This window comes from Actinoplanes sp. CA-131856 (assembly GCF_050956135.1).
Lineage (GTDB): Bacteria > Actinomycetota > Actinomycetes > Mycobacteriales > Micromonosporaceae > Actinoplanes.
Genome location: NZ_CP191849.1, coordinates 7,859,414 through 7,880,366, shown reverse-complemented (window position 1 = coordinate 7,880,366; position 20,953 = coordinate 7,859,414). Strand labels below are relative to the sequence as shown.

At 66.3% G+C, this 20,953-nt stretch carries 16 protein-coding genes and 1 tRNA gene; 10 read left to right on the top strand and 7 right to left on the bottom strand.

Annotation, left to right across the window (positions count from 1 at the left end; genetic code table 11):
- Nucleotides 1–21 precede the first annotated feature (21 nt).
- A tRNA-Pro gene (locus ACQP2X_RS36030) sits at nucleotides 22–98 on the top strand.
- A gap of 305 nt (nucleotides 99–403) precedes the next feature.
- Here the strand turns inward: ACQP2X_RS36030 and ACQP2X_RS36025 are convergent.
- Nucleotides 404–1,375, bottom strand: coding sequence for an IS30 family transposase (locus tag ACQP2X_RS36025; RefSeq protein ID WP_498689603.1), 972 nt, complete (start codon nucleotides 1,373–1,375; stop codon nucleotides 404–406).
- A 119-nt stretch (nucleotides 1,376–1,494) separates the two neighbouring features.
- Between ACQP2X_RS36025 and ACQP2X_RS36020 the strand changes: the two genes are divergently transcribed.
- From ACQP2X_RS36020 to ACQP2X_RS36010, 3 genes are all read left to right on the top strand, one after another.
- A complete protein-coding gene (locus tag ACQP2X_RS36020; protein ID WP_498689601.1) occupies nucleotides 1,495–3,162 on the top strand; it encodes a hypothetical protein in 1,668 nt (555 codons plus the stop codon).
- Nucleotides 3,163–3,344: 182 nt separating this feature from the next.
- Entirely contained in the window at nucleotides 3,345–4,016 is a 672-nt protein-coding gene (locus ACQP2X_RS36015) for a hypothetical protein (protein ID WP_498689600.1), read from the top strand.
- 17 nt (nucleotides 4,017–4,033) lie between these two features.
- Nucleotides 4,034–6,196 (top strand): restriction system modified-DNA reader domain-containing protein, encoded by a 2,163-nt coding sequence (locus tag ACQP2X_RS36010; protein ID WP_498689598.1) that lies wholly within the window; start codon nucleotides 4,034–4,036, stop codon nucleotides 6,194–6,196.
- Between the two features lie 416 nt (nucleotides 6,197–6,612).
- Here ACQP2X_RS36010 and ACQP2X_RS36005 read toward each other — a convergent pair whose 3' ends face one another.
- The 4 genes from ACQP2X_RS36005 to ACQP2X_RS35990 form a co-directional block, all read right to left on the bottom strand.
- Nucleotides 6,613–7,611 (bottom strand): alpha/beta hydrolase, encoded by a 999-nt coding sequence (locus ACQP2X_RS36005; RefSeq protein WP_498689597.1) that lies wholly within the window; start codon nucleotides 7,609–7,611, stop codon nucleotides 6,613–6,615.
- Between the two features lie 87 nt (nucleotides 7,612–7,698).
- Nucleotides 7,699–8,757 (bottom strand): GGDEF domain-containing protein, encoded by a 1,059-nt coding sequence (locus ACQP2X_RS36000; RefSeq protein ID WP_498689595.1) that lies wholly within the window; start codon nucleotides 8,755–8,757, stop codon nucleotides 7,699–7,701.
- Nucleotides 8,758–8,878: 121 nt separating this feature from the next.
- Nucleotides 8,879–9,850: an aldo/keto reductase gene (locus ACQP2X_RS35995; protein WP_498689594.1), complete on the bottom strand. Its 972-nt coding sequence runs from the start codon at nucleotides 9,848–9,850 to the stop codon at nucleotides 8,879–8,881.
- Between the two features lie 294 nt (nucleotides 9,851–10,144).
- Nucleotides 10,145–11,533: a DUF6351 family protein gene (locus ACQP2X_RS35990; RefSeq protein ID WP_498689592.1), complete on the bottom strand. Its 1,389-nt coding sequence runs from the start codon at nucleotides 11,531–11,533 to the stop codon at nucleotides 10,145–10,147.
- 291 nt (nucleotides 11,534–11,824) lie between these two features.
- On the opposite strand from ACQP2X_RS35990, the gene ACQP2X_RS35985 reads away from it, so the two are divergent.
- A complete protein-coding gene (locus ACQP2X_RS35985; protein WP_498689589.1) occupies nucleotides 11,825–13,093 on the top strand; it encodes a PQQ-dependent sugar dehydrogenase in 1,269 nt (422 codons plus the stop codon).
- Nucleotides 13,094–13,179: 86 nt separating this feature from the next.
- Here the strand turns inward: ACQP2X_RS35985 and ACQP2X_RS35980 are convergent, their stop codons facing one another.
- A complete protein-coding gene (locus ACQP2X_RS35980) occupies nucleotides 13,180–13,929 on the bottom strand; it encodes an N-acyl homoserine lactonase family protein (RefSeq protein ID WP_498689587.1) in 750 nt (249 codons plus the stop codon).
- Nucleotides 13,926–15,179: an MFS transporter gene (locus ACQP2X_RS35975; protein ID WP_498689586.1), complete on the bottom strand. Its 1,254-nt coding sequence runs from the start codon at nucleotides 15,177–15,179 to the stop codon at nucleotides 13,926–13,928. Before ACQP2X_RS35975 ends, ACQP2X_RS35980 begins: the two co-directional genes overlap by 4 nt.
- 509 nt (nucleotides 15,180–15,688) lie before the next feature.
- On the opposite strand from ACQP2X_RS35975, the gene ACQP2X_RS35970 reads away from it, so the two are divergent.
- The 5 genes from ACQP2X_RS35970 to ACQP2X_RS35950 all read left to right on the top strand — a co-directional run bounded on the left by ACQP2X_RS35970 (nucleotide 15,689) and on the right by ACQP2X_RS35950 (nucleotide 20,950).
- The gene (locus tag ACQP2X_RS35970) at nucleotides 15,689–16,507 is read left to right on the top strand and encodes an IclR family transcriptional regulator (RefSeq protein WP_498689584.1); all 819 of its coding nucleotides are present in this window, start codon (nucleotides 15,689–15,691) and stop codon (nucleotides 16,505–16,507) included.
- Nucleotides 16,507–17,364 carry an N-acyl homoserine lactonase family protein gene (locus ACQP2X_RS35965; RefSeq protein ID WP_498689583.1) on the top strand — a complete coding sequence of 286 codons (858 nt, stop codon included), beginning with the start codon at nucleotides 16,507–16,509 and terminating at the stop codon, nucleotides 17,362–17,364. Before ACQP2X_RS35970 ends, ACQP2X_RS35965 begins: the two co-directional genes overlap by 1 nt.
- A 75-nt stretch (nucleotides 17,365–17,439) precedes the next feature.
- The gene (locus ACQP2X_RS35960) at nucleotides 17,440–18,129 is read left to right on the top strand and encodes an alpha/beta fold hydrolase (protein ID WP_498689582.1); all 690 of its coding nucleotides are present in this window, start codon (nucleotides 17,440–17,442) and stop codon (nucleotides 18,127–18,129) included.
- Nucleotides 18,126–19,361, top strand: a complete 1,236-nt coding sequence (locus ACQP2X_RS35955; RefSeq protein WP_498689580.1) for an MFS transporter — start codon at nucleotides 18,126–18,128, stop codon at nucleotides 19,359–19,361. The genes ACQP2X_RS35960 and ACQP2X_RS35955 overlap by 4 nt, the downstream gene beginning before the upstream one ends.
- Nucleotides 19,358–20,950, top strand: coding sequence for an MFS transporter (locus ACQP2X_RS35950; RefSeq protein WP_498689579.1), 1,593 nt, complete (start codon nucleotides 19,358–19,360; stop codon nucleotides 20,948–20,950). Before ACQP2X_RS35955 ends, ACQP2X_RS35950 begins: the two co-directional genes overlap by 4 nt.
- Nucleotides 20,951–20,953: the final 3 nt, after the last annotated feature.

Here is a 20,953-nt window from a genome sequence, read left to right as displayed (position 1 = left end):
GGTGTAGGTACCGGGTGGCGGCGGGCTGTAGCGCAGCTTGGTAGCGCACTTGACTGGGGGTCAAGGGGTCGCAGGTTCAAATCCTGTCAGCCCGACCAAAAGATGCCGGTGACCTGCGGAAACGCAGGTCACCGTTTTTGTTGGGTCAAGGTCACCCACCGAAAACCCACCGTTTTTGGCCGCGTGGTCGCAAGCTGGCCTCCAGCCGTGTCTCCATGGGCCTCGGAGCAACGCTGGCCGGGATTGGTGCTGCGATCGCAGGTCTGCGGCAGTGTTGTGCAACGAGCCGGCGTGGTGTGCTGAGCGTTGACCACGGCCTCTGCTACGGCGAGCCATCCGCTGCCGGGAGCGTCGGTGCGAGGCCGCCGTCGTGAGCGATCTCGATAGGTGCCGGTGGGCAGATTCAGTCAGTGGAAGCATGTGACTCTACGAGTTCGGTGAATATCTCGGAGGGTTTCTTCCAGTCGAAGATTTTACGTGGCCGGTCGTTGATTTCGGCGGCGACCCGGGCGAGGTAGTCGGGGCTGGACGTGATCGGGACGCCTTTCGGGAAGTACTCCCGCACGATCCGGTTCAGGTTTTCGTTGCTGCCACGCTGCCAGGGACTGTGCGGGTGAGCGAAGAAGACCGGCAGGCCGGTGGCCGTGATCGCCGCGTGGCGGGCCATTTCGGCGCCGCAGTCCCAGGTCAGCGAGCGGCGGATCTGTGCCGGGAGGCTGCCGGTGGCGGCGATGACGGCTTCGGTGACGCTCAGCGAGTCCCGGCCGGTGAGCGGGACCAGGATCAGGAACCGGGAGCTGCGTTCTACCAGCGTGGCGACGGCGGTCTTGCCGTTCTTACCGATGACAAGATCGCCCTCCCAATGTCCGGGCACGGCCCGGCCTTCGACCTCGGCGGGACGTTCGTCGAGGTAGCGGGGCTCGCGGATACGCGGTGCCGGCTCGGGTCGCGGCCCGGAGCGGCGGGCCGGGCGGCCGGTCCGCAGCCGGATCAACTCCTTTGCGAGCGTGGAGACAGGCTGGGCGTAGACCCACTGGTAGATGGCTTCGTGCGACACCCGCACAGCGTGATCGTCAGGTACGAGGTCGGGCAAGCGACCCGCGATCGAGGCCGGCGACCATCCGGCCCGCAGCCGCTCGATCACGACTGTCCGTAACCGCTGGGAGCGCTCGACCGCGAGGAGTTTCGGCCGGGTCCGGGCCGTCGCGGCGGCCGTGTCCGCGGCCACCGCCCGGTAGCCGGCCCGGCCGCCGTGCCGCGCGACCTCCCGCGACACGATCGACGGGTTCCGGCCGAGCCGCATGCCGATTTCCTTATACAGCAAGCCTTCCGCGAGTCCGCGGGAGATCTCTTCACGGTCGGCCGTCGTCAGCATTACACGCACGGCGGGCATCCTGTCCCACCGAACCACCAAGATCAAATGCTACGACCGACTGAATCTGCCGTGTACTTCGCCGAGTCGACCTGTGCCCAACAGCATGCGACGATGCGGCGGTGAACGACGAACGCGCGGTCCTTGACGACTACGCCTTGCGGTGGCTGCAGGACGTTTTGGGGCGGCCGCTACTCGCATACGTCCTTAACTGCACCACGGAAGATCTAAATCTCGTCTTTTCCGAACATTGGGAACACAGCGCCCATCAACTCAGAGTGCTGCAAAGTGTTTATGAGATCATCGGTCTGCCGAACCCGCACGAGGACTTCGAATATACGGTCGATCCGGAGCGCTTGGTCGACTGGCTGATGGAGGTCGGTCAGGACGGCCGCACCCGAGCCTGGTCATTTCATCAACGGTCACCTGCTGACGATTTGGTGCAGGATGGTGAGGATCAGTTTGAACAGTCCATGGTCGAACTGGCGTTGAGCGCTTACCCGGCCCTGCTTCTGCCCAGCACTCTGCCGTCCTGGGTGACGTCGGACGTTCGATTCTTGGCAGACCAGCGCAACCCACGCTTCGAACGAGTACTTCGGTCCTTGCCTCAGTGGGCTGATTTCGTTGCTGCCGCTGAAGCCGATGTCGACGTCCGTGCCGCCTTCTCGCGCAAGGATGCGGGACGCGGCCTCTTCGCCACCATGTATCTGAATACCGGGCACGGCCGTTCCGTCTGGCTCGACGACATAGCAAGCCTGCTCCTTCGTGCGGCCTGGCGCCGGGCACGGGCGACCTTCACCACCACGGAATCCGGCCTCGCCGCGAATGCGCTCGAGCAACTCGCGATCGCCCGGAGGATATTTCGCGGGCGTACCTCTACTGTCGTCGCCCGTGTCGCCCTCACTGGCGTCTTACTTCCCGAAGACTGTCACCTCGACCTGGGGCACGACGGGATCATTCGGCCGGCTTCCGAGGAGGATCGACGGCTCGCGCCGACCTTGTTGCGCCAACAACTTCACGGTGCATCAGACGATATCGGCAATCGGGTAACCATTAACTACGACGGAGACCTCGTCTTGGATTTCCCGTTCCCTTACAAGGCCTGGCTCGCGAAGATCGATGATGACATCGAGAGTTGGCAATCCCGAGTACCGCCGCCACAGGAGTTGGAACTGACACTCCTTCGTGTCCGGGCAAGTATTCTTCTCGCCTGCGAGCGCACGCCCAGGGTGCACGTGGTACCCACCTGGCAGTACGTCGATGAGCCGTTCAATGACTCGATCGGGCCGCAGTATCAGGATCCGCGGATCGGCTCGGGGCTTGTGCCAGCAATCCTGACGCACCACGAGGTGGAGAGCTGGCGTAGTTGGTATCGGCTGCTGGGCGCCGCAGACGTCAGGTACATCGAACTCGCCCTCACCCGGGTGCTGAAGGCTACGGCGGAACGCAGGGAGCCGGGTGACGTGCTGATCGACTCGGTGATCGCCTGGGAGAAACTGTTCGGCACCTCCGAGGGCGAGCCGACATTCCGCGTAACGAGTTGCCTCGCGAAACTGCTTAAGCCGACGTTAAGTGAGCGGCGAACGTTCCGAACTGAGCTAGCGAAGATCTACAGCCTCCGCAGTAGCGTGGTTCACGGCAACCGCCCGTTGAAGGAGACGGAGTTCCCGCTGTGCTACAAAGCCCTAGACGTGGCCATAGACGCGATCAAGGCGCTCGTTGACAAACGGTCGGACCTGCTGGCCGAGCCAGATGGCGCCAGTCGCAGTACGGCGCTCCTCCTCGCTTGATCGTCGGCTGGGACCAGATCATGTCCGGCCCGGCATACCTGATCCGTCCCTTGATCGGAAGGCGACGACATTGTCGCGGTGACGACACCTCGGCGATCATCGATCGATGTTTATGATGTAACCGTGGGTCGATAACGACGCCACATTCGGTAATTGCACTGCCGACGGTGAAGGTGGACGGCGTGGCTCTGCTCGATCGATTCGACAAAGACGCGGAATCCGTGTTCGCGGAAGTCATCGAACGCGCCGGACACCCGGTTCAGCTCCGCGATGTCCGCGAGGTGATCGTCCGGGCTGGCGCCGATCCTGCCACCGTGAACCGTCGATGGAAGTCGACGCAGAAAAGGCTCGCCGAGCATCCGCAGATCGTCCGGCCGGACAAGACCCATTACGAATGGTCGCCCGTCACAGTCACCTCGGAAAAAGCGCTGACCGAGCTGACCAGCCTGGCCCTGAAATCCAGCCGTACCTGGATCGTGCAACCGTATGTCAAGGCAATCAAGAATGTGCTGGCCGCGGTCGAGAACTCGGGTTCCAGAGCTAGGCCCGACTGGACTGAGCAGAGCGCACGGGAGAAGGTCACACTGCTGGCTGACGTCGTGGCAGGCGCCGACCAGCTCGCCGCCGAGGACCAGAAGGCCCCCGAGATCGTGGCATGGCTGATGCGTGAAGCCCAGGACAATCGGCTGGACGTAATCGGTCCCGTTGGTGCCACCGTGGACTTCACCGCCGAGCGGCACGAAGGAAATGCCCGCGCCGGAGAGCGCGTCAGAATTAGGCGCTGTGGATTCATCTGGACCGGAATAGGTAAACCGATCGTCGTCCTCAAGGCGCAGGCCGAACCGGTTTCCTGAGTTCGCTGGGGGACGTCATGTCCGGATCACCATACCCGAAAGAGATCGTGCAGGCCGGACCCGCGACGGTGCGCATGCTTTTCGAGGGAAACGCCTACGGTCTCGGCTATTTCCAGCGCCGCTACGCCTGGGAAAGGCTCCAGGTCGAAAAACTGATGCTCGACCTGGTCAGGAAATTTGAGCGGGAATGGCAGCAGAACCACCAGGTCGCCGATGCCATGACCTACGAGCCCTATTTTCTCGGCTCGGTCATCACCTATCGCCGTGCCGACGGGAAATACCTGGCCGACGGGCAACAGCGGGTGGTCACCCTCCTTCTCCTGCTGATCCGGCTCTACCACCTGACATCGTCGCGCGAGGACACCAGGGACCAGAGCGCTCATCTGCGGACGCTAATTCTCGGCGGCGACCCCGTCCGGCGACAATTCACCATCACCGACATCGGCTACCGCGCCTGCTTCAACGACCTGCTCAACGGAAACGAGTTCGGCGCGTACGGCGGCCCGGACGTCGTCCGGGTGTTCCAGGCCTACCAGGACGTCACCCAGTTCTGCCTGCAGAACCTGCCGGGCGAGGCGCTACCGAACTTCGTCACCTGGCTGCTCGAACGGGTGTCACTGGTCGAACTCGACGCCGGCGACCCCAACCGCGCGCTCGAGATGTTCGTGGCGATGAACGACCGCGGCGTCCGACTGACCCCACTCGACCTACTGAAACAGTATCTGCTCAGCGACGCGCTACCCGATCCGGGCGTGCACGACGCCGGCTGGCAGTCCATGCAGGCCACCCTCGACGCCGTGGCGAAGGACGCGACGCTCGACTTCGTACGCGGCGTACTGCGAGCGCACTACTTCCACCTGCACCCCGACGACGGTGACGGCATCACCCTCGACGAGGCACCGCACGAATGGCTCGTGCGGCACGAGGACGCGATCTGGCCGCGCTACAAGACAGGCGACCACGCCATGCTCTTCACCGAGGAACTCCAGCCGCTCTACCCGTTCTACGCGGATCTGCTGCGCTGGGCCGCCGCACCGGTAGACGGCCACCTCGGCACCTGGTTCAACACCTCCAATGGCATCATCCGGCAGTTCGACCTCACGATGGCCGCCATCCGATCCGGCGACGACGAGGACGTCATGCACCGCAAGGCCACCCTGGTCGCCAACTTCCTCGACCTGTTCGTCGTCACCCGCGGCCTGGTCGCAGAGAACTACGGGCAGGCCGAGATCGACGAACTGGTCGGCGAAATGCGGCCGGCGGTACGCGAATCCCGGACGGTCCACGACCTCGCCGTCGCCCTGGGAAAAGCCGCAGCCGACTGGTACCCGCGTTTTGGCGGCGTGCTGACGCTGCGCTACCGCGAGCGCGGAAACCGGCCTTTCGTCGTCTACTTCCTCGCCCGGCTTACCGCCTGGCTGGAATCACGCACAGGCCGCGGCGACCGCGCCGTGCACATGCTCAGCCATATCGACGGCCGGGGCCACGAGGTCGAACATCTCTTCACCAGCAGGCACGCCGAATACCGCGACGTACTCCCGGACGGCGACGCCTACTCCCGCCAGCGCAGCCGGCTGGGCGCCCTGGTCCTGTTGGAAGGCTCGGACAACGCGAGCCTCGGCGCCCTACGCCTTGCCGACAAGCTCAGTGCATACCGCAGCCATTACCTGCTGGCCGGCTCGCTGCACCCCGACAGCTACGGGCGTGGTGAAGTTCGGTTCCGCCGGCTCCGGGAGGACGAGAACCTCGACTTCCGCGCCTACGACGAATCCGTGCCCATTCCCGAATTCGTGGAATCCCGTAGCCGGTTGTTCAAGGCCATGGCTGAGAAGATCTGGGCGGCGGACCTGCTCGGCCTGATCCTGCCGACAGAACCGGCCGCCGCTCCAAGGGCCAGGCAGCGGCAAAGGTCGCGCGTCACCCTCGCCGAACTCATCCGAGAAGGCATGCTCGCACCCGACACGGGCCTCGCAGGCACACGTAACCGAAAAATGTTTCGCGCGACGCTGCTCGGCGACGGCAGGATCCGCACCGCGAGCGGCGAACCGTTCCCTTCCCCTACCGCCGCAGCCGAAGCGGTCCTCAACGGAAAATCCGCGAACGGCTGGACCTTCTGGCGCATCGGTGAGGGAAAGGAAACTCTCGCCGAGGTGCGGACGAGATACGAACGCCGTCGCTGACACCGGAGGAGAACCTATCGCCCGCTCGAGCGTGAGCATGCTGCGCCGACCGGGTATAGCGGGAGACGATCGCAATCACCCTGACCTTGCTAGGCCGCGACGGCAGCCTTGTCGCGGACGGCGACGGTCGAGTCAGCCGTTGGGAGCAGACGGGCCTCGCGACGTTGTTCGATCGCAGGCAACGAACTCATATCAGACGTCCGGATCTGCCGCTGTCCGCGCGCCGGGCTACCGGACTCGAATCAGGATCGCTTGATCCGGTGCGGGAAGGGCTCTGGTGCCCGCCCGGTGCCACGACGCGGCACGTATAGGTCGACGCGCCAGCACGATTCTTGAGGCGCAGCAACCAGCGAACCTCGGAAACTGCCTCACCGCGCGTGAGGCACCAAGGCGAAGTTGCGCACCGGCGGGTTGGGTCAGAAGAAGAGCTGGATCGCGTTGTAGAACTGCTTGGTCATCGACTCCAGGTCGTGCCCACCTCCAGGGTCTTTGGCGTAACGCAGATTGCCGTCGTCGAAGCTGCGCGTGAGCTTGCGCATCTCACTGATCTGCGGATCCATCTGGTAGGTCGTGCCGTCGGATGAACCGACCGAGGCCGCGATCAGGAAGTCGTCGCGTTCGTAGCCGGACTCTCGTACGACCTGGTCGAGGGCGGCAGCGGTCCGCGGGGCCGGCTCGGAGGTGCCGCCGTAGTCCTGCACGACCCAGCAGTCGCCGGCCATCGGCAAGAAGTATCGGAAGTAGTCGAGATTTTCGATGAAGACATACCAGGTGGTGACCGCGCCCATCGAGAAGCCGCCGAAGGCCCGGTGTGCTCGCGACGCGGTGAAGCCCGCCGCGTCCGTGGTCGCTGCGTAAGTGTGGTAGGCGCCCTCGACGGCCGGCATCAGCCCGGTGATCAGCTCGCGGGGGAACTCCCGGTCCAGTTGGCCGGCGTAGTGCAGATCCAGGCTCGCATTGCCGTCAGGATAGAAACTGGGCGTGACGACTATCGTCGGCCGAATCTGCCGCTGCTCGATCATGTGGTCGAGGACGTTTTTCAGCCCGGTGGATTGTCCGGTGCCACCGAAGAAACTCTCAGTGGTCATTCCGGCGCCGTGCATCAGGTAGAGGATGTCGTATCGGGTCTGCTCGTCCTGCTGGTCGTAGCCGGCGGGCAGATACACATAAGCGTGCTTGGCCACAGTCCGTTCGTCCCGGCGAATGCGGTAATCGGTTCGCACGACCCGCCCCTGCTGCCCGGCGGGAGTGTTCTGAAACTCCGCGGGCAGGTCGGCCGACGGCGCGAGGCTGGTCACGGAGGCGCCGGCGGGCGCGGTCACCGGGCGGGAACCGCCACGTCTGGAAGCGGCGACGATCACGATCACGCCGGCCAGCACCACGATGAGGGCCAGAATTGACGTACGTTTCCTCATACCCTTCAGGGAACGCGACCGCGCGGCCTTGAGGGAGATGCTGCCCAGAGGGGTTTTCGCAGGGACCCCCAAGCGCGGAGTCGCTGCCTATGGCCGTGCAGTCGTCCCGGCGAGGATCTCCGGCGCCGGGCTGACCTGGTTACGGCCACCATGCTTGGCTTCGTAGAGCTGATGATCCGCCCGCTGAAGCAGATGGCCGACCTGGTCACCGTCGGCGGGAACCATGCAGGCGACGCCAAGGCTCACGGTGACGAAGCCAGAGGGCGACGATGCGTGCTGTTGCTGAAGACAGGCGACGCCGGCGCGCACGCGTTCAGCGACCTGGCATGCGGTGTCGAGGTGGGTGCCGGGCAGGACGACGAAGAACTCCTCGCCGCCATAGCGGGCGACTATGTCGTTGCCACGGGTGTTCTTGGCCAGCTGGGCGGCGATGTCCCGCAGGCAGGCGTCGCCGGCGGGATGTCCGTAGGTGTCGTTGTACAGCTTGAAATGGTCGACATCGACCATGACCACGCTGATCGGCTCTCGGTGGGAGGCCGCCCACCTCCACACGTCGTCGAGGGTCTCGTCGAGGCGACGCCGGTTGGCCAGGCCGGTCAGCGGGTCGATGCGAGTGAGCTCCTCCAATCGAGCGTTGGCCTCGGCCAAATCCTGCGCCCGGGCGGCCATCATGTCCTCGGCCAAGATGCGGATCCACACCAGTAGAGCGCCCGTACCGACGAGGGTGAGAGCCACCGCGAGGTTCTGCAGCACCCACCGATCATGGGTCCCGGATATCCACTGCCCAGCGAGGTAGGCGGCGGGCATGACGAGGATGCCGATCTTGGCGTGCTGGCGCGACGACATGAGGGCGGTGTACAAGATCGTTGCCGCCAGGACGGTCGTGGCCAGCTGGGGCTGGTCGAACGAAAGCCAACCCCACACGGCGGTCACCAGCGCGGCCGGAATCGTCCGGCGCGGGCCTTCGCCGGATGTTGTCACCAGACGTGGGAACGCGACGGCAGCCGTCATGCACGCGCCGATCACGATGAGAATCCAGCGTGCCGCGCCGTGGGTCACCACCGCGCCGGCCACATACAGCGGGATGGTGATCCCGCTGAGCAGGTGGATGCGCCGGCCCGCGACCTGGTTGAGCAACTCGGTCACCCGGGCGGGTGACGGCGTTTGCCGTGAGTCGGACGCAGTGGTTCCCATGCTGGTCGCATCGTCATCGGACCGGCACTGGATAGCGGTTGTCGTGGTGCAATTCGGTAGCCGTCCGGACGTGTCAGTAGCCTGAAGGCGGCCTCGGTGTGTAGTGCTCCTCGAGCGCGGCGATCTCGTCTTCGGTCAGGTCGATGTCGAGCGCGGCCGCCGCGTCGGCGAGGTGCTGAGGTTTGGTGGATCCGACGATGGGGGCGTCGACGACCGGGTTGTGCAGGACCCAGGCCAGCGCGATCTGGGCCATCGGGACGTCGTGCTGCTCGGCGATGCGGTGCACGGTGTCGACGATGGGCCGGTTCTCCTCGGGGGCGTACCGGGCGTGCAGCGGGTCGACCTCGGAGCGGCGGGTGCTCATGTCCTCCCAGGGGCGCGCCAGGCGGCCCTTCGCCAGGGGACTCCACGGTAGGGAGCCGACGCCCTGGTCGGCGAGTAGACCGAACATCTCCCGCTCCTCCTCGCGCTGCAACAGGTTGTACTGGTTCTGCATGGATACGAAGCGGGTCCATCCGCCCAGGTCGGCGGCGTGCTGCAGTTTGGCGAACTGCCACGCCCACATCGACGACGCTCCGAGGTAGCGGACCTTGCCGGCGCGGACCACGTCGTGCAACGCCTCCATGGTTTCCTCGACCGGGGTGTCGGGGTCGAAGCGATGGATCTGGTAGAGGTCGACGTAATCGGTGCCGAGGCGGGTCAGCGAGGCGTCGATGTTCTCCAGGATGGCCTTGCGGGACAGCCCGGAGCCGCCCGGGCCGTCGTGTACGGGGAAGTAGACCTTGGTGGCCAGCACGATGGAGTCGCGGTTGGTGTACTTGCGGATGGCCCGTCCGACGATCTCTTCCGAGGAGCCGAGGCTGTAGACGTTGGCCGTGTCCCAGAAGGTGATGCCCAGCTCGACGGCCTGCCGGAAGATCGGCTCGGCGGCCTCGTCGTCGAGCGACCACTGGTCGGCGCCGCGGCCGGCCTCGCCGAAGCTCATGCACCCGAGCGCGATCCGGCTGACTTTCAGGCCCGAGCTTCCCAGACGTGTGTACTCCATGATCTCAACCTACCGCCGCGTGTGGCTCCCAGCACGAGGTGACGACTCTGCTGGGGGTCCCTGTCAGTACTCCCCAAATCACTTGGATGCGAAGGGCTCATTTCGCTCCGTCTGCCGCCGATCACCAAAGCGTGGATGTCGCGCGTCGTCCGCCCGAGGCCGGAATCCCTACCTATACACTGTGGGCCGCGACGTCGATGGACGTTTGGTCCGGGGCGTCGATCGCCGCTTGAGCCGGTGGCAGATCGCGCCGCAGGAATGTAGTCCTCGGCCCGCAGTGTGTCCGCGCAACAGCTAGTTGTTCACCCTGTATCGGTCGTGTGACCAGAAGCCGCCGGCGAACTTGGGATTCTGGTATTCGATGAAGCGGGGAGTCAGAGCCGGGTCGATCTGGGTGGCGCGACGGTTGAGCGCGGCGGGCGACGTGCTCGGCCAGACACCGGTGCGTACGCGCTCGTTCATGATCTCGATGGCCGCCACGGATTCGTTAGCCTGAAATGAGCAGTGGCCGGCGCCGTTGACATGGATCAGCCTGACCAGATGCCCCTTTCCGTGTTTCTGGGCCTCTTGGAGATATCCGAAGTTCGCAACCGGCTGCACCAGTGGGTCGCCGATCAGGTTGTTCATCAGGAAGGGCCTTTTCGGCTTGGTCGTGTAGTCGCCGTGAAGGTGGATCTCCTTGACCGCGGCCGGATCGGCCTTGATGCGCGGAGCGTTGTTGATCTTTTTCAAGTCGTCCGCCAGATTCAAACCGGCCCGCTTGTAGAACGTGCGCACCGCCGCCTGCTGTTCGGGACGGGTCATCGTGGAGAAGATCTTCCGGTAGTCGAACCCGGTGGTCCAGTTGAAGGCTTGTCCGCCGACCTGTTGTTCCTGGTTGCGGCGCGTATTGACGTCGAAGGCGTAGAGGTTGCGCAGCGTGTCGTACATGTACGTCTGCACCTGGTTGGGGTCGTTGACGTCCGGCGAATGCAGGGCCGTGTTGGTCCAGGTGTTCATCTGGCCCAGCGTCAGCGCCAACGCGATGCGTGCCCTGCCTTCGGGGGTGGCTTGCGCCGCATCGATCGCCGCCCGCCAACTGTCGGCGTCACGCTGGAAGTTCGTTCCGGGGTGCTGGACGATCGGCAGATCGATATCGAAGAAGACCTTGGCCGCGAACAGGGCACTGAGCCTCGGTGTGAGGTAGGGGATGTAGCCGGGCACGGTGCAGTTCGCGACGGCACCGTCGATCCGGTCGGGGTAGCGCTCCATGGTGTATCCCGCAACTACGCCGCCGGTCGAGCCGCCAGTGGTGATGACATGGTGCGGCTTGCCGTAGAGCTCCGTGAAGACGTCGATGACCTGGATGAGCTGCGCAGCTGATACCCGCGAATCGCGGCCGCCGAGCTCGAAGGGAATCCGCCGGATGCCTGCTGCGGCGTAGCCGCGGTTGAACAGCGTGGAGTAGCTGCTGCCGACTCCTCCGGTGGCGAAGTCGAGGTCCAGAAGCAGCGTGCCGTTCCATCCGCGGTCCGGCATGGCGACCCTCCAGTCCATGCCGTCGGGAAGCAGCCCGTTGGTGGTGGTGACCGGGACTTCCTCGGTTGCTGCCGCTGTCGCCGGGGCGGCGTGAAGGGCGATGACAACTACGGCGGCCAGCGCGGCACGAAGCATGCGGATCTGCGCAGAGCGTCTCGACACCATAGCGCCACCTCCGTATATACGAACTGTCACACGGATATACGAGTATGTGTAGCGAGCCGAGCACGCAAAGTCAATCGTCTATGTCTTGCGGCAGCGGTTCAGGGGGTTACTGGCAGGGCCTCCCACGGTGACCAACGCGTTGATTAACGTCGATGGCTGGTTGGCACGTACGCGATCGACGCCCCCTCAAGGAGAGGTGCAACAGTGCGAACTTTCATTACGGATGCCGCACCACCCGATGCCAAGCGGAGACGCCGCTCCTCCGCCGCGGCGGCGCTCTCACTCGGGTTGGTGTTGACCCTGAGCGCCTACACGGCGGGCAACGGCGGCGATGATCCGACGCTGACCGCCGCCTCCTCGGCGCCGGAACCTGGCAGTCTGACGCCGGTGGCTCTCACGGTGGCCGGCGGTGTCGACCCCGGCGCCGCCGCCGGGCGGTCGCTGAACCTGCGAGAGGGCTGGTCCGCCGAAGTCTGGGCGAACATTCCAGGGGCACGACGTCTGGTGTGGACACCCGACGGCCGCCTTCTGGTGTCCACCGGAAACACCGGAACGGTGACGCTGCTGACTCCGGCATCTGGCGGCCAGGGGCCGGCGGAGACCGTCTTGCTCGAGGGCCTGAGCAACCCGCAAGGGGTCGCCTTCGCCAAGCAGCGCGGCCGTCACATCCTCGTGGTCGCCGAACAGACCCGGATCGTCGCATACGACTACGTGGCCGGCGGCGTGTCGAACGAGCGGGTGATCCTCGACGGGCTTCCCAGCAGTGGGCACGGCAGCAAGACCGTGGTGATCCGCGGCAACCAGATCTTCTACAACGTCGGATCGCAGACCAACGACGACCCGATCGATCGCACGTCCACGCCGCAGCGGGCCACCATCGCCCAGGTCGGCCTCGACGGCACCGATAATCGCACCATCGCCACCGGGGTCCGCAACGGCTCGGGACTGTCCTTCGCGCCCGACGGCACGCTGTTCACCGCGGTCAACCAGGCCGACAACCAGCCCTACCCGTTCCGAGACGACACCGGGCAGTACGGCCAGCGGGTCCCGTCGTACATCAACGAGAACCCGGTCGACCAGGTCGCGCGGGTCACCCCCGGCACGGAGCTGGGCTGGCCCTACTGCGTGCCCGATACCACCGGGAACACGGACCTCACCGATATCGGCTATGTCGCCCAGCCGGTACGTAATCCGGACGGCGCGGCGCTCGACTGTTCGACCGTTCAGCGCACCGCACTTGGTCTGCCCGCGCACAGCGCCCCACTGGGTTTCGCCTTCACCCAGGGCTCGGCGTTGCCGAAGTCGCTGGCCCGGGGCGCGCTGATCACGGCGCACGGATCATGGAATCGCCAGCCGCCGCGTGAGCCGTACGTCGTCTACAGCGCCTGGGACTATCGCAAGCGCACCCTCACCCCGCCCCAGGCCCTCGTCACCGGATTCCAGAACGCGGACGGCACTCGATGGGGACGCAGCGTGGACGCTATACCCGGACCGGACGGCGCGATCTACGTGACCGACGACGCGGCCGGGCTGGTGTACCGCCTGGCTCCGGCGAGCTGAGCGCAGGATCGCATCCGGGAGCCCGGCGTCACGCCGGGCTCCCGGATCCCGCTGCCGCGTGGGCGTGGTGACTCAGTCGTCCGGTGTCACCGGAACTCGCGGCGCTCGACCACCAGAGGGTCGTGACTCGGCACGACCTCACAACCGAGCTTCTCGATGCGGTTGAGGCTTTCCTCGTACGCGAGGATGTCGGTGAAGAATCCGGACGGGATGTGCCGGTCCTCGGCGTCGCCCGCCCAGTTCTCGTAGAGGTCGATGCAGTCGCCGGCTAGGAGGTACCGCTTGGTTGCGGCCTCGACGACGACGCCTTGCGAGCCCGGGGTGTGGCCGGGCAGGGCCACCACGGACACCCCTGGAGCTACTTCGGCGTCGCCGTCGACCGGGTCGACGCGGTGCTCGGCGCGCCGCCACGCCGCCGCCAGCTCGGGAAGATGCTCGAACTGGCGCCGGTGCCAGGGCACCGGCTGCGAGGCGTAGTCGATCTCCCGTCGCTGCACCACGATGCGGGCGTTCGGGAACAGATGATTGTTGGAGCTGTGATCCCAGTGCAGGTGGGTGTTCACGACCACCCCTACCTCGCCCGGGTCCACTCCCAGCGACCGCAGAGCCGCGGCGGGCTCCTCCTCCGGCGTCTGCTCCATCCGGATGCCGTGATGCGCGATCGCTCGGGCTGGGTCGGCGCCGGTGTCGACGACCACGGGAGGTCCGTCGCCCCGGATCACGAACATGATCAAAGGGATGTCCATGGTCTCCCCCCATCCGCGCAGGTACGTGAGCGACGGCTTCTGCAGGCCGAAGACGCGTCCTACGGACAGCGCCGTGACTGACAACGTCATGCGCCCACCAATTCGCTGTTGCGCGTCTCACGGAGAGCCAGCGTGCACAGGAGCCCGAGGAAGCAATAGACGGCCAGCAGGATGCCGAAGAAGAAACCGCCGTAGGCGCCGATGATGGTGGCGGCTACCAGCGGGGGAATGGCGCCACCCAGAACGCCGGCCAGACTGTAGGACAGGCCCGCGGCGGTGTAGCGGTAGCGGGTGGGGAACAGCTCGGACAGGAAGGAGCCGGCGACGCCGAAGCCGGTGCCGGCGAGCATGAAGGTGACCAGTAGGCCGACGTAGAACGCGCCGATGCCGCCGATGTCCAGGACGGGGAACAGCAGAAGCGCCCACGGTATGCCGAGCGTGTTGGCGGCCAGCAGGACCTTCCGGCGGCCGAACCGGTCGGAGAGCGTCCCCCCGAGGGCGCAGAACAGGCCGTTCACGAGGTTGCCGATGATGCCCGCCAGCAGCACGGCCGGCCGGCTGAGGCCGAGGGTCGCGGTGCCGTAGTTGGTGAGGTAGGCGATGCCGATGTAGCCGAGCGAGAAGGCCATCACCAGCGCGCCGGAGCCCAGCAGGATCCGTTTCCAGCCGTGGGTGAAGGCTTCCATGAAGGGCAGGCCGCCGTGGTCGCGACGGCGTCGTGCCTCGGCCGTGAACGCGGGCGTCTCTTCGATCTGTAGCCGCACGTAGAGGCCGACGGCGACGAGGACCACGCTGATCAGGAACGGGATGCGCCAGCCCCATGAGGTGAAAGTGCTGTCGCTCATGTAGACGGCCACGATGAGGTACACGGTGAGCGCGAGCACGTTCGCGATGGCGCCGCCGAGGTTGGTCCACATCGCCCAGAAGCCGCGGCGGTCCTTCGGGGAATGCTCGGAGGTGAACAGGGCGGCGCCGGCCCACTCGCCGCCGGCGGCCAGGCCCTGGGCGATGCGGAGCACCACGAGCAGGATGGGCGCGAGCACGCCGATGCTCGACGAGGTGGGCAGCAGGCCGATCAGTACGGTTGCGACACCCATCAACGCCATGGTGGCGATCAAGGTGCGCTTGCGCCCGAGCCGGTCGCCGTAGTGGCCGAACAGGATCGAGCCGAGCGGGCGCGCCACGAAGGCCACGCCGAGCGTCGCGAAGGACACCACGGTCGCCGACTGGTCGCCGAGGGCGGAAAAGAACGCGCCGGCGAAGACGAGAGCCGCCGCCGTCCCGTAGATGCTGAAGTCGTAGAACTCGACGACCGTCCCGATGAAGCTGGCGAAGGCCACCTTACGCATTTTCTTGGTGGGGGTCGCCGTGTGGGTAGGGCCGGAGTCCGGTCTTGCCACGCTGTCGGGGGGAAGTTGCATGGTCATCGGAGCTCCTCAGGTGGCTCGTCGGAGAGGCGGAGCAATCCCGAAAGTGGAGTTCATAATTACGAACTCTTAGTTGCAATCGGGAACTCCGACTGAAAGTAACCTGGGTCACAGCGATGGTCAATAGGGTGCGAATTCCCTGGTGTGGGCCCGTGGCGCAGCGCTTGATGTCGATCTCAAACCCGTGCGAGGACGCGAGGTGGAGTTTGGCCCGGTTGGCCGAGGTGGTCGACCAGTCCATGGTCGCGATGCGGGTTGATGCCCTTTTGCGGACGCTCTCGGGCGGTGACCAACGCGTTGACATGGCATCAGGGCAACCGTAGCCTCAGGCTCAAATACGCACTTCGGTTCCTAATAGCGAACACGTGATGGTCGTGCGCAAGCCTCTCGGCGTCGAGGAGGCAGCGCAGGAGATGCCTTACGTGAGACGACCGGTTTCGGGCGAGGAGGCGATGATCGTGGACGTCGACACGGCGCTCGACCTCGATGTGGACGACCCCGGCGGCCCGAAGAGACACCGCACCATCGATCGGGTGACGCAGATCCTCGAGGAGGTCGTCTATCACCCGGGGATCGGCTTCGCCGACCTTGCCCGGGCGCTGAACGCACCCAAGAGCTCCGTGCACGGCTTCATCCGAGGGCTCCAGGCCCGGGGCTGGCTTTACGAGGTCGACCGGCGCTTCTACCTCGGGCCCGCCATCTACGGGCTGACGCTGGCGAGCGGTCACATCAGAGCCGGCCAGGTGAGCCAAGCGGACCTGGACTCCCTGCACAAGGACACCGGGATGACGGTGTTCCTCGGGGTCGAGGCCGGCGACCACCTCATCTATGTCGGCGAGTCGGGCACCGACGCACTCTCCGGCTTCGCGGCTCGCACCAACATCCGCCGGCAGGTCATCAACACCGCGGGTGGCAAGGTCCTGCTGGCGACGATGGCCGACGCGGAGCGCGATGCCTATCTACGCCGGTACCAGGCGACCGACGGCGAGGCCGTATCGATGTTCCTCGCCGAGTTCGCCGAGATCCGCCGGACCGGTATCTCCCGCAACTTCCGCCACCACGGAACGCAGATCGCCCTCGCGAGCGCGGTGCTCGACCAGGCTGGGCACAGCGTCGCCGCGGCCATCCTGATCGGCCAGACCGCCGAGGTGGAGCCTCGGGAAGAAAGAGTGCGCAGGTCATTGCTCAAGCACGTCGCCTCGTGGACTCGGCGAAAGACCGCTCCCAGGGAGCCGATCTGATGGACGGATCGCCGGTCTACGAGGTCCATGCGCTGCGGTACGCCACACGGTCGGACACGACCGCCAGCGGAACCTACTACCGCTTCGAGCTTTACGGAGAGCCTGACGACCAGGTGACCTCCGGCTATTACTTCTGGTTGATCCGCGACCGGCGGCGCACGGTACTCGTCGACTGCGGTTACAGCGAGGAGGCAGCGGCGCAGCGCAACCGTGCCTTCACCACGCCGCCGGTCGAGTTGCTTTCCCGCCTTGATGTCCGGCCGGAGGACGTCGACCATGTGGTGCTTTCACACATGCACTTCGACCATGTCGGCAACACGGGGCTGTTCCCGAACGCCACCTTCAGCATGGCGCGGGCCGAGCTGGAGTTCTGGGCCGGGCCGTTCGGCAACAGGCCCACCATCGGCTGGGCGATCGAGCGTGGTGAGCTCGAGCAGATCCAGCGCCTGCACGCGGAGGGCCGGCTGCACCTCTTGGGCGACGGACCCACCGAGATCTTCCCCGGCATCCGGGCGACCGTTGTACCTGGGCACACTCCGGGTCAGCTTGTCGTCGAAGCCGCCGCCGGCGGCTGTTCCGTGTTGCTCGCCTCCGACGCTGTCCACTACTACGACGTTCTTACGCGCGACCGGCCCTTCCACATCTTCACCGATCTGCAAGGCGTCTACCGCGGCCTCGAGCAGGTGCGCACGCTTGCTGCCCGCCCCGGCACCATCGTTGTGCCGGGCCACGACGCGGCCGTGGCGTGGATGTTCGAGATGACCGCGCCGGAGTGCATCGACCTCACGCGGCCGCTACCGGTGATCCAGCGCGACAAGGCACCCCGCGTCGCCACCGAGCGCAAGCCCGCCGGCTGAATGGCGCGGAACCGGGGGAGGGTCCCCTTCGTCCTGCTGCACGGTGGACGGCACGGAGGCTGGTGCTGGCGCCGTGTGGCACGCCTGCTCCGTGCGGCCGGCCATGAGGTGTACACCCCGACACTCACGGGGCTGGGGGAGCGGTCGCATCTGTTCCATCCGGACGTCGGCCTTGAGGTTCATGTCCAGGACCTCGTCGGAGTTTTCGAGTTCGAGGACATCGAACGGGCGGTGCTGGTGGCTCACAGCTACGGCGGAGCCGTCGCGGCCGTCGCTATGCAGCGCATCGGCCGGCGCGTGCGGCTGCTCGTCCACGTCGATGCGCACATGCCGAGGACCGGGGAGTCGGTGTTCGACCTGATTGGTCCCGACCGTACCGCTGAGATGATCGCCTTGGCCGACGCGCACGGCGACGGCTGGTTCCTGCCCCCGGCCGACGCTTCGTCCTACGGACTGTCCGATCCGGCGGACATCGCCTGGGTGAACAGCAGGACGACCGCCCAACCGCTGAGAACCTACCGAGATCCCGCTGGTTGCACCGAAGCAGCATGGGCCTCTCCGGGTATGTATATCGAGTGTCTCCGGTCGCCGACGTGGCCGAGTCTGCTGGAGCGCGCCCGCGACCGTAGCGCGCGCGACGACCGTTTCCACTATCGCCGGCTCGACGCCGTCCACGACGCCATGGTGACAGCGCCCGAGGCTCTGGCGAGTCTGCTGCTGGAAGGCCTGGACCTCGTTGCGTCGTCGGTGGACGCACGCACATGAGCACGAAGACCGAAGGCGACAGGCATCGTCGTTCCAAGACGTTCGTCTCGTTCCGTTACGGGTCCTACCGCCTATGGTTCGGCGGCCAGTCGATCTCCCAGACCGGCTTCTGGTTCTACGTGGTCACACAGTCGTTGCTGGTACTCGAGTTGACGGACAGCGGGACCATGGTCGGGATCGTCACAGCGGTGCAGAACATTCCGCTGTTCCTCGTGGCGCCGTATGCCGGGGCCTTGACCGACCGCGTCGACACTCGGCGGCTCATCCTGGTCACGCAGTCGGTCACGACGGTCAGCTCGCTGCTGCTCGGCCTGCTGGTTCTGGCCGAGGTGGTCTCGGTGGTGTGGGTTCTGGTGTTCGCCACCGTCACGGGCGTGGCGTGGGCCTTCGACCAGCCGGCTCGGCGGACGTTCGCCGCTGAGCTGGTGCCCGAGGAGGCGGTGACCAATGCGTTGAGCCTCAACGGCGTCCTGTTGCAACTCGCACGGATGGTCGGACCGGCGCTCGCCGCCCTCGTCATCAACTCTCTCGGATTCGGCTGGGGCTTCATCGCCACCGGAGTCTGCACCTCGCTGTCCCTGCTCGCGCTGATCGTCATCGGCCGCAGCGGGAAGGTCTTCCGCACCGCCGGAACGTCAGCTCGAGGAACACTGAGCGAAGGGCTTCGTCTTGCCTGGAGCGACCGCTATCTGCGCGTCGTCCTGCTGTTGCTGTTGGGTACGTCGACCCTCGCCTTCAACTGGCACGTGCTCTTCCCGCTGTTCGCGGTCCGGGACCTGCGAGGAACGAGCGCGACGTTCGCGCTGCTGATGGCCGCGATGGCCGTCGGCTCGATTGTGGGAGCCTTCTGGCTGGCCCGCCGGGTCAGCGTTGGCGGGCAGTTACTGGGAGGCGGTGCCTGCCTTTACGGGACGGCGCAGTTCTGCCTGGCGGTGTCCCCGTCGCTAGGTTTGGCCGCAGCGACTGCGGTGCTGCTCGGGCTGGGATCGACTGTGCTCGTGAACGGCGGAGCGGCCAGTCTTCAGCTGCGCGTGGCCAAGGGCATGCGCGGGCGCATGATGGGCCTGTTCACCCTGGCCGTCCTGGGCGGGGTCGGACTCGGAGCTCCAGTGAGCGGACTCGTCGCGCAGACACTCGGGACGCGCGCCGCGCTCGCGTTGGGGGGAGCGTGCGCCCTGCTCTGCGGACTGCTCGCGCTGTGGCTGTTACGGCCGGCGGGCGGCCGGCGATGACCGTTGACGGCAACGCGGATGCCCCGGTCGTCGACGCCTCGATCTGGGCGCCGTTGCGGCGACGCGCCTTCCGGTGGCTTTGGCTGGGCATGATGGTCAGCACCGTCGGCACCTGGATGCAGACGGTCGGCGCCCAGTGGCTGCTGGTCGACGCCCCCAACGCCGCCGTGCTGGTCTCGTTGGTTCAGGCGGCCAGCACGCTGCCAGTGATGCTGTTGGCCCTGCCGGGCGGTGTGCTGGCCGACTCCTTCGACCGCAGATGGCTTCTTCTGACGGTGCAGGCCTATTTTCTTGTGGTCGCCTCGTTGCTCGTCGTGCTCACGGTCCTGGGTGAGATGCCGTCGTCGCTCCTGCTTGCCCTGACGTTCGCACTGGGAGCCGGAGTGGCAGTGCAGCATCCCGGATGGCAATCCCTCATTCCGGAGCTGCTCCCCAGGACGCAGCTGCGGGCCGCGGCGAGGCTGCACATGGTCAGCGTCAACCTCGCCCGCTCCGTCGGACCTGCTCTGGCCGGGCTCGTGATCGCCCGATTGAGCGTGCCGTTCGTCTTCGCGATGAACGCGGCGTCGGTGGGGTTCTTCGCGCTGGTGCTCGTTCTGTGGCGCCGGCCGCTGGGCGGTTCGCTGGAGCGGGAGCGCTTCTTGCCGGCCCTGAGGGCAGGCGGTCGCTACGTATGGAACGAACCCGTCGTCCGACGGGTGATGCTGCGATCGGCGCTGTTCATCACGCCTGCGATGGCGCTCTGGGCATTGTTGCCCCTCATCGCCGGCCGGCGTCTGGGGCTCGGCGCGGACGGCTTCGGCGCGCTGTTCGGCGCGCTCGGCGGTGGAGCCGTCCTCGGCGCTGTGCTGCTCGGGCGAGTACGGGCGCACTTGACGGCCAACGGGATGCTCGCCGCCGCGGGGACGCTCTATGCCGTCGCCCTGGCCTTGATTGTCGTGGCTCCAGGATTTCTGGCGGCTCTGGCCACGCTCGTGCTCGCGGGAATGGCTTGGATGGCGGTCATGTCCACGCTGAACGCCGAGCTGCAGCTGTTCCTGCCCGCATGGGTCCGCGCCCGAGGCCTGGGGCTGTACCTCGTCGTCATCACGGGATCGCAGGCCTTCGGCGCTCTGCTCTGGGGGCTCGTCGCCGATCGAGCGGGGCTGGAAGCGGCGCTCCTGATCGCGGCGATGGCGGCGGTGGCCGGTGTTCTGGCTGGGCTGATGTGGCCCATCCCGGAGACCGAGCACCTCGACCTCCAGCCAGTGGTCTGGCCGGAGGCGCGACTGGCCTTCGAACCGGAACCACAGGCGGGTCCGGTCATGGTGGCAGTCGAGTACACGGTCAGAGCCGAGCGGGAGGCGAGCTTCCTGGAAGCGATGACGCCGTTGCGCCGGTCCCGCCTGCGCACCGGGGCGTCACGCTGGGGGCTGTACCGCGATGGTGCCCGCCCCGACCGCTTCGTCGAGCTCTTCAGCGTCCCGTCGTGGGACGAGCACCTGCGGCAGCACGGCGGCCGCATCACCGCAGAGGACAGGGCACTCGAGAAGGCGGTGTACGCCCTTTCGGATCCACCACCTCGAGCGGACCACCTGTTGCCGCCGTGACAA

Bases quoted from the DNA above. Each gene is read 5' to 3' on its own strand.
- ACQP2X_RS36025 (WP_498689603.1), bottom strand. From the start codon at position 1,375: ATGCTGACGACGGCCGACCGTGAAGAGATCTCCCGCGGACTCGCGGAA.
- ACQP2X_RS36010 (WP_498689598.1), top strand. From the start codon at position 4,034: ATGTCCGGATCACCATACCCGAAAGAGATCGTGCAGGCCGGACCCGCG.
- ACQP2X_RS36005 (WP_498689597.1), bottom strand. From the start codon at position 7,611: ATGAGGAAACGTACGTCAATTCTGGCCCTCATCGTGGTGCTGGCCGGC.
- ACQP2X_RS35995 (WP_498689594.1), bottom strand. From the start codon at position 9,850: ATGGAGTACACACGTCTGGGAAGCTCGGGCCTGAAAGTCAGCCGGATC.
- ACQP2X_RS35990 (WP_498689592.1), bottom strand. From the start codon at position 11,533: ATGGTGTCGAGACGCTCTGCGCAGATCCGCATGCTTCGTGCCGCGCTG.
- ACQP2X_RS35980 (WP_498689587.1), bottom strand. From the start codon at position 13,929: ATGACGTTGTCAGTCACGGCGCTGTCCGTAGGACGCGTCTTCGGCCTG.
- ACQP2X_RS35965 (WP_498689583.1), top strand. From the start codon at position 16,507: ATGGACGGATCGCCGGTCTACGAGGTCCATGCGCTGCGGTACGCCACA.
- ACQP2X_RS35955 (WP_498689580.1), top strand. From the start codon at position 18,126: ATGAGCACGAAGACCGAAGGCGACAGGCATCGTCGTTCCAAGACGTTC.
- ACQP2X_RS35950 (WP_498689579.1), top strand. From the start codon at position 19,358: ATGACCGTTGACGGCAACGCGGATGCCCCGGTCGTCGACGCCTCGATC.